This window comes from Chishuiella changwenlii, assembly GCF_900142565.1.
GTDB classification, from domain to species: Bacteria; Bacteroidota; Bacteroidia; order Flavobacteriales; family Weeksellaceae; genus Empedobacter; species Empedobacter changwenlii.
Map to the genome: position 1 here is coordinate 1 of NZ_FRBH01000008.1, position 13326 is coordinate 13326.

The window sequence follows — 13326 nt, forward strand, 5'->3', positions numbered from 1 at the left end:
TTTTATTTTTAATGAGAATTTTAAGATAGATTTTATAAATCCAATTTATTATACATTATTATTCTTAGTAATGTATTTTACAAAACATATTAAAAAAGGATAATGAACAAATTCTTATCTAAATTAATGAAAGATAATATTAAAGAAGATTTAATATATTGGCTCGGAATAATATTAATTATTATTTTTTTTTCTATTATTATTTTTTATAGCAATCGTAACGGACTAAATAACATTAAAGAGAAAAGATTATATACTGTAGGTATTATTTCTGGTTTTTCAAGAACAAAAACAACAAAATCTGTAAAATACATTATTTCATACTCTGGTAAAACTCTTGAAGGAAAGTCTTCAATTAATATTAATAAATATTCTATTGGAGATAGAGTTTTAGTTGTTTATAATCCTAACACTAACATAAATATACTCTTACCATATTTTATAGATGACTCTATAAAAGAGCCTTATAACGGATGGAGTAAACCTCCTATGAATAATATCACTGATAGCGAAATTATCAAATATTTAGAAGAGAAATATTAAATAAAAATTAATGGAAAATATTATTATAAAAGAAAATGATGAAGCTATTTATATTCAATTGAAAGAACATCCTAAAAAAGTTACTTATGAAATTGTAGATAAAAATGTAGACATAGCATCATTAATTAAAAATTACATTGGACCATCTATTTATTTTGATTTTAATAAAGATGGTACATTAATAGGAATTGAAATTTTAAAATAGGTTTTATAACTTCTATTGATTATTATTTTTAGTATTTTGTTTCATAAAACATATTTAAAAAAGATAATATTAAAGAATACCTAATACAATGGCTATGAAAACTATTTTATTATTATACATATCCTTATTACTTTCAAGTTTTACTTTTTTTGAATCAAAACAATCATTAGAAAATATAAGCCGAAAGAAGGCGACTTATGTTACCGAAAGCGCAAACTTGAAAAATGCTTTAAAGGATAAACCAATTTTACTTTTTTCAATAAACGATAAATGGTATTATTCAATAGTGAAAAACCTGGGTGAATTATATGAATATTTTGCAATTCTTGATTCTAAGAATCAGTTAGAATATTTAGAAAGTTGTCTTATAGAAAATCCCAAAGATTTTTTAGTTAACGCATTTAACAAAGAATTGTACCGTAAAGAATTTACAGATTTAAACGCTGAATTTTACAATGATGGTTATGAAATATCTAACGGAAACCCTACATATTTTTATTTCAAAGATAAAGAGGGTAAATTATACGGAGAATCTAAATTAACGACTATAATAAATCCTATTCCGATAGATTCGAAACTATACTATCATATGTTAATGAAAACATTAAGTTTATCTAATAAATAATAAGTAATTCATAATGAAGAGTTTTTTTTAAAAATAAATTAACATCTCCCTCAACTAGCGCGAGCACAATGTTATTAAGTAATGAAAAAAGAAATAAAAGAGAAGATTTTAATTTTTAATTGATTTTTATGCAAAAAAACAAGAAAGATACTATTATAGGTGTCATATTTACTTTATCTCTAGTACTAGTAATTTCATTAATAGCTTATTATTTAAGAGTTTCAAGAAAAGAAGACATCAAACTAATCAATAATTCATTTGGTTATACTAAAGGTATAGTCATTAAGAAAACAGTTTATAAAAGTCGTTCTATTAATGTAAAGTATATAGTAAATGGTAAATCTTATATAGAATCTGATGGAATTAACGCAGAAGACAATGTAAGTGAAGGAGATAGTATTATTGTAAAATATTCCACGGAAAAACCAGAACTTATGATTACTCAATTTAATGATGAATTTTAATGATAAAAAATGAAATTTAAAATATCTCAGACACAGCAATATTTTTTAGGCATAATTATATTTACACTTTTAGTTATTTTTTTCTATATAAAGCAACAGAAAATTTTTTTAAAAATTATAGAAAAACCTGTATATAGTATATCTAAAATTACAGGTATAAAACATTACAATAGGAAAGAAGATAGTTATAAATATGAATTTACATTCTTAGGCGAAAAATTTGAAAGAGGTATAGGAGAATCTTCTTCAAACAATCTTTTTGTCGGTAAACGTTATTTTGTCATATTTGAAAAAGGTAATCCAAAAAATTCAATGTTAATACCTTTTATATTTGTTCCAGATAGTATAACAAAAGCTCCTGATGAAGGTTGGGTACAACCTCCTATTCCAATAGATAAAAATGAAATTAAAAAGTTTTTAGAGAATTATTAGAAGTAATGTAAAAATTAATCACATATTAAATACATAAAAGGATAGACAATTGTCTATCCTTTTGTGTTATAAGATTGTTTATATTTCTAATCATCTTCCCTCCTCTGCAAAGAATTATCGTATCTCATTTTTCTAAAGACATTAATAAGTGTTACGACATCTTTTTCGCAGTAATCTTTTATTCGTTCAAGATTATTTTCATTGTAATAAACATGTGCAACTCGAGAGCCATCAATATCATCTTTAGGTGTAGGAATCTCGAAAATATTGGCTAATAAATCTAGTGAGGTAAAATTTTTATAATCCCCAAATTTCCATAATTCCATTGTATCAAGATGTTGTATTTCCCAAGGCTTTTTACCAAATAATTGTAAAATTGCTGGAATCTCAATCTGATGAATCAGCATTCGACGGGCGATATAAGGAAAGTCAAACTCTTTCCCATTGTGCGCACACAAAATATGATCTGGTTTAAAGAAACTCTCTACTAATAATTGATTAAAATCTTCTAATATCTTTTTTTCTTCGTGTCCATAAAAACTTTTAATATGTAAAAAAGAATCTTTTACAACGACACCAACCGATATGCAAACTATTTTACCAAATTCAGCTAAAATACCAGCTCTCTCATGATAAAATTCTTCAGGAGAAATATCATTATTATTACGCTGAAAAGCTGTTTTCTTTTCCCATAATACTTTTGTTCTATCAGATAAAAGGTCCCAATCGTCTGTCTGAGGAACGGTTTCTATATCTAAAAATAAAATCTTATTGTATGGTATTCGTTGAATCATTCTCTTTCACTTTATCATTGATACGCATAGCTTCGTCTACCAAACGATAAACATCCCCATCTTCAATAGGAAGGTTATCAGGCATATCGTTATGCGTTTTTCCTGTTCTAACAATTACTAATTTTTCTTTTGGAACAACAATTATTCGTTGTCCAAGATGTCCTAGCATAGCATAAAAAGGAGTTTTATAATCATAATCCATCCAAACAGAATAACCATAAATTTGTGATTCGTTAGCATTAAATGCTTTTTTGTTTGGAGTAATCATTTTCTTAACAAATGCACTATCTAAAACTTGCTTTCCAAACCAATTTCCATCATTTAATAATAATTGTCCTAATTTTGCATAATCTCTAACAGTAGCATTAAAACAACAATACGTTTTTTCCATTCCTTTGGGATTATCTTTCGACCATTGTGCATCCATTTCCATTCCCATTGGTTGCCAAAACTCTTCTTGAAAATATTGTGATAAGGACTTATTTTTTAATGCTCTTTCTATAACAATTCCTAACAATTGCGTGTCACTTGATTGATACTTGAAATGACCTCCTGGTTTTGAAACAAACTTTCTATCTAACAGTTGTTTTACAACATCATCTCCATAATATGCCTTTGCCGTTGGGTTTAATGGAAAATAATATTCCTCACTCCAATCATATCCAGATGTCATTGCAGATAAATCGCCAATCGTACACAGTGCGCCAAATTTATCGTCTTTAAATTCTGGAATGAAATCTGTTATTTTCTGATCTAAACTTTTAATATAACCTTGCTCTATAGCTTTTCCAAGCATCATGGTTGTAAAAGTTTTTGCCATAGAAAAGGAATTCGTAATATCGTTCTGTGCATATCCATTAAAATAATATTCACTTAATAACTGATGGTCTTTAATAATAACTAAACCAGCAGTTCCGAAATCTTTCATCTCTTTTTCAAATTTTGGAGACAATGGAAATTGATTATAATCTAAATGTTGTTGCCAAACTCTAGGAGCTCCTGCCATAATTACATTGTTATCAAAATCTCTGTAATCATCAATGTTTGCGGTTTGTTCTCCTTTAAGATAAGTTAACTTTATGCCTCTAAAAATATAGCTATTACCTGTTGCATAAAGAATTAGAATAAGTACGCAAATTACGATAACTATCCATTTTATAATTTTCCAAAGTATTTTCATTGGTTAAAAATTTGAATCTGTTACTAAAATAAGCTTTTACTATTAAATAATTTCAAAAAACTATTGTTTCGGACTTGTTTTTGTTGAGTTATACGTATATTTATAACATAAATAAATCTAAAAAAATTATAATATTATGGCTTTTGAATTATCAAAATTACCTTATGCATTTGATGCATTAGAACCTCATATTGATGCAAAAACGATGGAAATTCACCACGATAAGCATCATGCTGCCTATACAAACAATTTAAATGCTGCCATTGAAGGAACAGATTTAGAAAATGCTACAATCGAAGAAATTTTAGCTAAAGGAACTGACAAACCAGCTGTACGTAATAATGGTGGAGGTTTTTATAATCACAATTTATTTTGGGAAATTTTAACTCCAGGTGGAAGCAACAAACCAACTGCAGAAGTTGCAGAAGCAATTGATGCTGCTTATGGTTCTTTTGATGCTTTTAAGGACGAGTTTTCTAAAGCTGCTGCTACACGTTTTGGATCAGGTTGGGCTTGGTTAATTGTAAAAGATGGTAAAGTAGTTGTTACTTCTACTCCAAACCAAGATTCTACATTAATGCCAGTTGCAGATGTACAAGGTTTTCCTATCTTAGGATTAGACGTTTGGGAACATGCTTATTATTTAAATTACCAAAACCGTCGTCCAGATTATATAGAGGCGTTTTTTAGCGTAATTAACTGGGATAAAGTAGCAGAAAGATTTGCTGTTGCAAAATAATAAAGTTTATCCATTTAAACTTCTTAAGACTTGTGTAGAAATACGCAAGTCTTTTTTATATTTGACACATGGGAATAATAATTTTAGAAAATATCAAAATCTATTCTAATCACGGATGTTTAGATGAAGAAGCTCGTATTGGATCTGATTATTTAATCGATTTAGAAGCGCATGGAGATTTTACAAAAGCTTGCGAATCGGATGAATTGATAGATGCATTAGATTATGTTACTTTAAATAAAATTGTAAAAGAGGAAGTTGGTATCCGTTCAAAATTATTAGAACATGTTTGTAAAAGAATATTAGATCGTATAGGTCAAGAACTTACAACTGTTCAATTCGCAAAAGTTAAATTATCTAAGCTGAATCCTCCTATTGGAGGGCATGTAGAAAAAGTGAGTATTATTTTAGAAAAATCGTATTAAAGTTTTTTTTTCTAAAAAAATTAATATATTTGCAGTCCAAAACAATGGAAGTGGTTCCTTGACCGAGAGGCTAGGTAGCGGTCTGCAAAACCGTCCACAGCGGTTCGAATCCGCTAGGAACCTCAAAAAAAAAACCTCAACGAGTTTCGTTGAGGTTTTTTTTATACTTGTCATACATTTACCTCGTAAATATTATTTTCATAATATTCTCGTTATACCTATCAAAACACTTATTGATGGGATTTGAAATCGAAGAAGAAGAACTGCAATTTATTGTAACAAATAAATTTAATGATGTTCAATCTGGAACAATTCATAAAGTTTTACTATCATCAGACAACTGGAATGATTTTGGTTTTTATACAGTTTACAATACAAATTACATTGATCATCAGGGTAATAATATTGAACTAGGAATGATTAGAATAGCATATTATGGACAAGAAGAAGGAATAGATGCTAAAAAATTGAAAATTGAGGATCAATTTGATTCTTTAGATCATACATATTTTTCTCTAGGTGTAAGTGAAGATTATTATATAAATATTAATAAACTTGATGATGAATTAAAAAATGAAATACTTACAAGTTTAAATGATATTGCATATGATACTAACATTTTAGAAAAAGCTTTTAATGAAAAAGTTACTCGAGTCTCATTATTCCGAGATATAACATATAATACTGTTAAAATACAATACAACAGAATTGCAAATGGAGGAGCATTATTAACAGATTACTATTTTTCCTACTATAATAATCAAAGTGAAATTGATTTTGATGTTAAAGCTGCAAGTAATCCTCCAACAAATATTCACACGATAATTGGTAGCAATGGTGTAGGTAAATCATATTTAATTAATGACATGATAAACAGTGCCTTAAATTCTGATTCATCTTTAGGGAAGTTTAAATTTAATAAACTTTCGGATAGTGATAGTTTTTCAAATGTAATATGTATTAATTTCAGTGCATTTGATGATTATAATTTTGAGGCTAAAAAAGGATCTTTTCATATTAAATATAATTACATAGGTATAAATTCTTCTAAATCAAACAAAAATCAATTTAAAGAAAATTTTATAACAAGTATAAATGATATAATTAGAAGTAATAAAATTAAACGATGGTTTAACGTTATTGAGTTTTTAAATAGTGATTTAATATTTAGTCAATTAAATCTATCAGATATTTCTGAGAGAGATTTTTCTTCTTATAAAGAAATCTTAGAAGAAAAATTTTCAAAATTAAGTTCAGGTCATAAAATAATTCTATTATCAATTACTAAATTAGTTCAATTGTCAGAAGAAAAGACATTGATATTTTTTGATGAACCAGAAACACATTTACATCCACCATTATTATCTTCATATATAAGAGCAATTTCGTATTTATTAAATAATAGAAATTCTGTCTGTATCATGACTACTCATTCACCGGTTATTTTACAAGAAGTGCCAGCTTCTTGTGTTTACATTTATACAAGAGTAGGTGAAATGATGAAATTTGAAAGACCATATTTTGAAACTTTTGGAGAAAACATTAGTGTTTTGACTAAATCTGTTTTTGATTTAGAAATATCAAAATCAGGGTTTTATAAAATACTAAAAAAGCTTGTTGATGAATTTGAAACATATGAGCAAGCATTAGGTAGTTTAAATAATAACCTTGGGTTTGAAGGAAAATCGATTTTAAGAAGTCTTTTTTTTGATAAAGAGAATCAATGAAGAAATTAAATATATTACCTATTAATGTTGAGGATGTAGCAAATTTAATTATAAATGATTACAAACAGCAAGCTAAAAAAGAACTTTTAAATGCTAATATTGAATATTTAAAAGATTTTGAAACTGAATATATAGAAAAAGCAAATCAAGTTAAATTATTCGAAATTGAAAGATATAATGAAGAAGAAGTAGTAATAAATAAAAAATTAATGATTAATTATTATGAGAATAGATTCTTGTTAGAAAATTCTGGAGCTCGGAAATTATATGATGAAATTTTAATAATGACAAAAAGATGTCCTTATTGTACTATTGGTACTGTAAAAACTATAGATCATTTTCTGCCTAAATCTTATTATCCATATTTAGCTTTAACTCCTTCGAATTTAGTACCTAGCTGTACAGATTGTAATAAAGGAGTATTACACAATTATCCAAGTAAAGCTGAAGAACAAAGTTTTCATCCTTATTTTGATGATGTAGAGTCTGTTATTTGGATTAAATCAGAATTGATGATTTCAGATTCTTTATTTTTTCAGTATAAAGTTATAAGTGAAAAACCTCAAGAATGGGATGAGGTTAAATACCAAAGAGCACAAAGACATTTTAATGATTATAATATCAATGAATTATTTTCTTTAAATGCGAATGATGAACTGAATAGTATTAGAGAAAAGAGTAAGGATATGTTTTATAAAAATAAAGATTTATTGAAAGAAGATTTAGAGGATTCATATGCTAGTTGTGTTTCGGCATTGGGGTTGATGCATTGGAAAACTATAATGTATAGAGAATTATCAACTAATGATTGGTTCTTAAATGGATGTGAAGGAAATGATTATTTAAAATAATATTTAAATTACATCTAAAACTACAGAAACATAATTAACTGTAATAATTTTATTTTTTGCTAAAAATTCTTCTATTCAGAAAAAAAATTATAAAATTTCATCTCATCAGGTTGATAATTTTAAACCTTATAATTTGTCAACTTGAACAATTTTCTTTTAATATTTTATCAACTTGAACAATTCTCTAAAACTTATATAAAATCAGGAATTATTTCATCTAATTGATTGACTTATGGCAGGTTTAAATCTTTCAAAAAGTGTATATTTGCAAAGTTTGTAGTATTTCTACAAATAAAATTGAAAAAATGTATTTTTTAATTGACTATTATAAAAATAGTCTCAAAAAATTTAAAACATAATGTCAAAAATTCATTACACACTTACGGACGAAGCTCCGATGTTGGCAACTCATTCATTTTTGCCAATCGTACAAGGATTTACAAAAACTGCTAACATTACAATTGAAGTTCCGGATATTTCTTTAGCTGGACGTATTTTAGCAAACTTCCCTGAATTCTTAAAAGAAGAACAAAGAATTCCTGACGCTTTAGCAGAATTAGGTGCATTAGCTACAACTCCAGAAGCTAATATCATTAAATTACCAAACATTTCAGCTTCTGCTCCTCAATTAGATGAAGCAATTGCTGAGTTACAAGCTCAAGGTTTTGCAGTTCCTAATTATCCTGCTGAACCAAAAAACGAAGAAGAAAAATTAATTAAAGCAAAATACGGAAAAGTTTTAGGTTCTGCTGTAAACCCAGTTTTACGTGAAGGAAATTCTGACCGTCGTGCGCCAAAAGCTGTTAAAAACTATGCAAAAGCAAATCCTCACAAAATGGGTGCTTGGGCAAAAGACAGCAAAACAGAAGTTGCTTACATGAAAAGTGGTGATTTCTATGGAACAGAAAATTCTACAACTGTTGAAAATGCAACAGAATATACAATCAAATTTTACGGTGAAGATGGTTCTACACAAGAATTAAAAGCTGCTGCTGGTTTAAAAGCTGGTGAAGTAATTGATTCTTCTGTAATGAATTTAAATTCATTAAGATCTTTCGTTCAAGAAGCAATTCAAGAAGCTAAAGATAAAAACGTATTATTATCTGCACACTTAAAAGCAACAATGATGAAGATCTCTGATCCAGTTATCTTTGGTGCTATTGTAGAAACTTTCTTTAAAGATGTTTTCACTACTTATGCAGATACATTTAAATCTTTAGATATTAATCCAAACAATGGTTTAGCAGATTTATTCGAAAAAATCAAAGGAAACGCATTAGAGTCAGAAATTAAAGCTGCTATTGAAACTGCTTTAGCAAATGGACCTCGTGTTGCAATGGTTAATTCTGATAAAGGAATTACTAATTTCCACGTTCCTTCTGATATTATTGTTGATGCTTCTATGGCTGCTTTAGTAAGAAACGGAGGTAAAATGTGGAATAAAGATGGTGCAGAAGAAGATACTGTAGCTATTATTCCAGACCGTTCTTATGCTGGTTTCTACGAAGCTGTTGTAGATGATATGAAAGTAAACGGAACATTAGATCCAACAACAATGGGTTCTGTACCTAACGTAGGATTAATGGCTCAAAAAGCTGAAGAATATGGTTCTCACGATAAAACTTTCCAAGCTCCATCTAACGGTACTATTAAAGTAGAAGATGTAAACGGAAATGTTTTATTAGAGCAAAAAGTTGAAACTTCTGATATTTTCAGAATGTCTCAAACAAAAGATGCTCCTATCCAAGACTGGGTTAAATTAGCTGTAAACAGAGCAAGATTATCTGAAACTCCTGCTATTTTCTGGTTAGATAAAGGAAGAGCTCACGATCAACAAATCATCAAAAAAGTTGAAAAATATTTAGCTGATCACGATACTACAGGATTAGATATCCGTATTATGGATGTGAAAGATGCAATGACAGAAACTTTAAAACGTGCAAGAGAAGGAAAAGATACTATTTCTGTTTCTGGAAACGTTTTACGCGATTATTTAACAGATTTATTCCCAATCTTAGAATTAGGAACTTCTGCAAAAATGTTATCTATTGTTCCATTAATGAATGGTGGTGGTTTATTTGAAACTGGTGCTGGTGGATCTGCTCCAAAACACATAGAGCAATTTGTTGAAGAAGGTTACTTACGTTGGGATTCTTTAGGAGAATTCTTAGCATTACAAGCTTCTTTAGAGCATTTATCTCAAACACAAAACAATGCTAAAGCACAAACTTTAGCTGACGCATTAGATGAAGCAAATGCTAAATTCTTAGCAACAGATAAATCTCCTGGTCGTAAATTAGGAACTATTGATAACCGTGGTTCTCATTTCTACTTAGCTATGTATTGGGCAGAAGCGTTAGCTAACCAAACAAAAGATGCTGAGTTATCTGCTAAATTTGCTCCTATAGCAAAAGCTATGCAAGAGAACGAAGAATTAATTAACCAAGAGTTAATTGGTGCGCAAGGAAAACCACAAGAAATTGGTGGTTACTACAAAGCAGATTTTGCAAAAACAACTGCTGCAATGCGTCCTTCTAAAGCATTAAATTCTATTATTGACGCTATCTAAGCCTTAATAATTACAATAATATTTTAGTAAAGAATCCCCGAATTTTCGGGGATTCTTTTGTTTAATGGTTTTCTTAATAACCTCTTAACTTCTCGATAAAAAGCTGAAAGACATCCTCTCAATATTTTTTTTGCCAAATTACTTTTCCTAAATTTACTTAAAAGAGAAAAAAACACAACTAATAATGAGAAGTAAGAATCTATCAGAACAGAAGTTCCATCAAATAGTGGAAAATAAGTTCCATATATACAATAGCCTCTTTATGAGCCTACCTTACGATAAGATGCAAAACATTGGTTCGTTAATTCCATTTTTATATCAAGAAAGTCAGAATGGTTTACCAGAAGGTAAATCTCCTAATGAAATCATCACTAACTTTTTCGAAAAATATACTGAACTACAAACAGAGCAAGAACAAATAGATTTAATGTTTCGTATGATACAATACATCGAACGTCAAGTTGTTTTGTTTGATAGTATAGAAGATGCAGCATTTTCTTCTTTACATTCTGAGAATGGAAAAGGAAGTTTAAAAAGTATTTATCACGTTGCGCAAGCACAAGGAAAAACAGAAGAAGTTCGTAAGAAAATAGAAAACTTTGTAACACGAGTTGTTTTTACAGCGCATCCAACACAGTTTTATCCTACAAATGTTCAACAGATTATTCAAGATTTACGCGATGCTATTCAGCAAGATTCTGTTAGTAAAATTGATATGTTGTTACAACAATTAGGAAAAACACCATTTATTAATGATGAAAAACCAACTCCTTACGATGAGGCAAGTTCTATTATTTATTATTTGAGAAATGTATATTATCAAACAATAGGTAAACTTTACGAAGAAGTTAATCAACTATTTTTTTCAGAAAGTAATCCATTACAATCTCCAGTTATACAATTAGGTTTTTGGCCAGGAGGAGATCGTGACGGAAATCCTTTTGTAACATCAGAAATTACATGGAAAGTTGCAAGATTATTAAGAACAAGTATTATAAAGAATTATTACAAGCATCTTAAGATCATTCAAAGAAGATTAACATTTAAACATGTTACACAACCTTTAAAAGAATTAAGTGATTTGCTTTATGAACACATGTTCAACGAAGATGGTCCAATTACAATAGATCAGATAAAAGATAAACTACAAGAAACACGTACAATCTTAATTGAAAAACACAACGGAATATTTTTAGATATTTTAGATGATTTTATCACACGAGTTAACATCTTCGGGTTACATTTTGCTTCGTTAGATATTCGACAAGATTCTCGTATTCATCAAAAAGTTATCAATCAAATTGTAGAAAAATATACAGGAATTGATTTAAACGATTTAAGCGAGACAGAAAAAATAGAATTATTAACTAATCCATCATTTACTGTAAAAGCAGAAGATTTTGAAGAAGAAATTGTTGTTGATACAATCAAAAATGTTTATCAATTAAAAGATATTCAAGAACAGAATGGAGAATTAGGTGTTAACCGTTACATCATTTCTAATTCTGAAACTATTTTTGATGTGTTAAATGTGTATGCTTTGTTTAAATTCTGTGGTTACAAAGATGAAGATATTAGGTTTGATATAATGCCACTTTTCGAAACGATTAGAGGTTTAGATGGTGCAGAAGCAACAATGAATAAATTGTATAATTTACCTATTTATGCTGAGCATTTAAAACGTCGAAAAGATCGTCAATCTATTATGTTAGGTTTTTCTGACGGAACAAAAGATGGTGGTTATATAAAAGCAAATTGGGAAATTTATAGAACAAAAGAAATTTTAACTGCTGTTTCTGTTAAAAATCAAATAGATGTTATCTTCTTTGATGGACGTGGAGGACCACCAGCACGTGGAGGAGGAAAAACACACGAATTCTATGCTTCGCAAGGAAAAACAATTGCAAATAATGAAACGCAAATAACAATTCAAGGTCAAACAATTACTTCTAATTATGGAACCTTGCCACAAGCAAAACATAATTTTGAGCAATTGTATACGGCTGGAATTATATCGGATGTTTTTGCAACAAGCGAAAGTCAAATTGCGCCAGACGAACGTATTCTTATAGACAGACTTGCTTCTATAAGTTATAAAAAATATGAAGATTTAAAAGCTCATCCTTCTTTTATGCCGTACTTAGAAAACATGAGTACATTAAAATATTATGGGAAAACAAATATTGGAAGTAGACCGAGTAAACGAGGAGGTGATAAAAAATTAGAGTTTGATGATTTACGTGCCATTCCATTTGTTGGTTCATGGAGTCAATTAAAACAAAATATCCCTGGTTATTTTGGTGTTGGTACTGCTATAAATGAGTTTAAAAAAGAAGGAAAATTAGATGAAATAAAAGATTTATTTAAACATTCTAGCTTCTTTAGAACATTAATACAAAATAGTATGATGTCGATGTCTAAAACCTATTTCCCATTAACTTCTTATATGAAAGATGATGCCGAATATGGAGAATTTTGGAACATTTTACATGATGAATTCGAATTATCGAAAGAATTATGTTTAGAAATTTCGGGTTATGAAGTTTTAATGCAAGATGAACCTTTAAATAAGGCTTCTGTACAAATGCGAGAGAAAATTGTGTTGCCATTGTTAACAATTCAACAATTTGCTTTAAATAAAATTCATCACGATAGCGAGTTTAAAGCACTATACGAACAAATGGTGATGCGTTCTCTATTTGGAAATATTAATGCTAGTAGAAATTCAGCTTAATCTTATAGCCTGTTTTAAATTTATATTGTAAGAATGTT

At 28.6% G+C, this 13326-nt stretch carries 13 protein-coding genes and 1 tRNA gene; 12 read left to right on the forward strand and 2 right to left on the reverse strand.

Features of this window, described 5'->3' with window-relative positions; translation table 11 throughout:
* The first annotated feature begins 102 nt into the window (after positions 1-102).
* From BUA86_RS10630 to BUA86_RS10650, 5 genes are all read left to right on the forward strand, one after another.
* Positions 103-543 carry a hypothetical protein gene (locus BUA86_RS10630; RefSeq protein ID WP_072932541.1) on the forward strand — a complete coding sequence of 147 codons (441 nt, stop codon included), beginning with the start codon at positions 103-105 and terminating at the stop codon, positions 541-543.
* A gap of 10 nt (positions 544-553) precedes the next feature.
* Positions 554-748 (forward strand): DUF2283 domain-containing protein, encoded by a 195-nt coding sequence (locus tag BUA86_RS10635; RefSeq protein ID WP_072932543.1) that lies wholly within the window; start codon positions 554-556, stop codon positions 746-748.
* Between the two features lie 94 nt (positions 749-842).
* Positions 843-1373, forward strand: a complete 531-nt coding sequence (locus BUA86_RS10640) for a hypothetical protein (RefSeq protein WP_143147303.1) — start codon at positions 843-845, stop codon at positions 1371-1373.
* A 128-nt stretch (positions 1374-1501) separates the two neighbouring features.
* Complete coding sequence (locus tag BUA86_RS16120) at positions 1502-1837, forward strand: hypothetical protein (protein WP_072932546.1); 336 nt, start codon at positions 1502-1504, stop codon at positions 1835-1837.
* A gap of 9 nt (positions 1838-1846) precedes the next feature.
* The gene (locus BUA86_RS10650) at positions 1847-2269 is read left to right on the forward strand and encodes a hypothetical protein (RefSeq protein WP_072932548.1); all 423 of its coding nucleotides are present in this window, start codon (positions 1847-1849) and stop codon (positions 2267-2269) included.
* An 86-nt stretch (positions 2270-2355) separates the two neighbouring features.
* Here BUA86_RS10650 and BUA86_RS10655 read toward each other — a convergent pair whose 3' ends face one another.
* Positions 2356-3063 (reverse strand): 3'-5' exonuclease, encoded by a 708-nt coding sequence (locus BUA86_RS10655; RefSeq protein ID WP_072932550.1) that lies wholly within the window; start codon positions 3061-3063, stop codon positions 2356-2358.
* Entirely contained in the window at positions 3038-4243 is a 1206-nt protein-coding gene (locus BUA86_RS10660) for a serine hydrolase domain-containing protein (protein WP_072932552.1), read from the reverse strand. The genes BUA86_RS10655 and BUA86_RS10660 overlap by 26 nt, the downstream gene beginning before the upstream one ends.
* Positions 4244-4379: 136 nt before the next feature.
* On the opposite strand from BUA86_RS10660, the gene BUA86_RS10665 reads away from it, so the two are divergent.
* From BUA86_RS10665 to BUA86_RS10695, 7 genes are all read left to right on the forward strand, one after another.
* The gene (locus BUA86_RS10665) at positions 4380-4982 is read left to right on the forward strand and encodes a superoxide dismutase (protein ID WP_072932554.1); all 603 of its coding nucleotides are present in this window, start codon (positions 4380-4382) and stop codon (positions 4980-4982) included.
* A gap of 68 nt (positions 4983-5050) precedes the next feature.
* The gene (gene folB, locus BUA86_RS10670) at positions 5051-5407 is read left to right on the forward strand and encodes a dihydroneopterin aldolase (protein WP_072932556.1); all 357 of its coding nucleotides are present in this window, start codon (positions 5051-5053) and stop codon (positions 5405-5407) included.
* Between the two features lie 52 nt (positions 5408-5459).
* Positions 5460-5530 (forward strand) — tRNA-Cys (locus tag BUA86_RS10675).
* A gap of 113 nt (positions 5531-5643) precedes the next feature.
* Positions 5644-7134, forward strand: coding sequence for an AAA family ATPase (locus BUA86_RS10680; protein ID WP_083580352.1), 1491 nt, complete (start codon positions 5644-5646; stop codon positions 7132-7134).
* Positions 7131-7985 carry an HNH endonuclease gene (locus BUA86_RS10685; RefSeq protein ID WP_072932557.1) on the forward strand — a complete coding sequence of 285 codons (855 nt, stop codon included), beginning with the start codon at positions 7131-7133 and terminating at the stop codon, positions 7983-7985. The genes BUA86_RS10680 and BUA86_RS10685 overlap by 4 nt, the downstream gene beginning before the upstream one ends.
* A 358-nt stretch (positions 7986-8343) precedes the next feature.
* A complete protein-coding gene (locus BUA86_RS10690; protein ID WP_072932559.1) occupies positions 8344-10554 on the forward strand; it encodes an NADP-dependent isocitrate dehydrogenase in 2211 nt (736 codons plus the stop codon).
* Positions 10555-10738: 184 nt separating this feature from the next.
* Positions 10739-13288 carry a phosphoenolpyruvate carboxylase gene (locus BUA86_RS10695; RefSeq protein ID WP_072932561.1) on the forward strand — a complete coding sequence of 850 codons (2550 nt, stop codon included), beginning with the start codon at positions 10739-10741 and terminating at the stop codon, positions 13286-13288.
* Positions 13289-13326: the final 38 nt, after the last annotated feature.

Bases quoted from the DNA above. Each gene is read 5' to 3' on its own strand.
- BUA86_RS10695 (WP_072932561.1), top strand. From the start codon at position 10,739: ATGAGAAGTAAGAATCTATCAGAACAGAAGTTCCATCAAATAGTGGAA.
- BUA86_RS10635 (WP_072932543.1), top strand. From the start codon at position 554: ATGGAAAATATTATTATAAAAGAAAATGATGAAGCTATTTATATTCAA.
- folB (WP_072932556.1), top strand. From the start codon at position 5,051: ATGGGAATAATAATTTTAGAAAATATCAAAATCTATTCTAATCACGGA.
- BUA86_RS10685 (WP_072932557.1), top strand. From the start codon at position 7,131: ATGAAGAAATTAAATATATTACCTATTAATGTTGAGGATGTAGCAAAT.
- BUA86_RS10660 (WP_072932552.1), bottom strand. From the start codon at position 4,243: ATGAAAATACTTTGGAAAATTATAAAATGGATAGTTATCGTAATTTGC.
- BUA86_RS10655 (WP_072932550.1), bottom strand. From the start codon at position 3,063: ATGATTCAACGAATACCATACAATAAGATTTTATTTTTAGATATAGAA.
- BUA86_RS10690 (WP_072932559.1), top strand. From the start codon at position 8,344: ATGTCAAAAATTCATTACACACTTACGGACGAAGCTCCGATGTTGGCA.
- BUA86_RS10630 (WP_072932541.1), top strand. From the start codon at position 103: ATGAACAAATTCTTATCTAAATTAATGAAAGATAATATTAAAGAAGAT.
- BUA86_RS10650 (WP_072932548.1), top strand. From the start codon at position 1,847: ATGAAATTTAAAATATCTCAGACACAGCAATATTTTTTAGGCATAATT.
- BUA86_RS10640 (WP_143147303.1), top strand. From the start codon at position 843: ATGAAAACTATTTTATTATTATACATATCCTTATTACTTTCAAGTTTT.
- BUA86_RS10665 (WP_072932554.1), top strand. From the start codon at position 4,380: ATGGCTTTTGAATTATCAAAATTACCTTATGCATTTGATGCATTAGAA.
- BUA86_RS10680 (WP_083580352.1), top strand. From the start codon at position 5,644: ATGGGATTTGAAATCGAAGAAGAAGAACTGCAATTTATTGTAACAAAT.
- BUA86_RS16120 (WP_072932546.1), top strand. From the start codon at position 1,502: ATGCAAAAAAACAAGAAAGATACTATTATAGGTGTCATATTTACTTTA.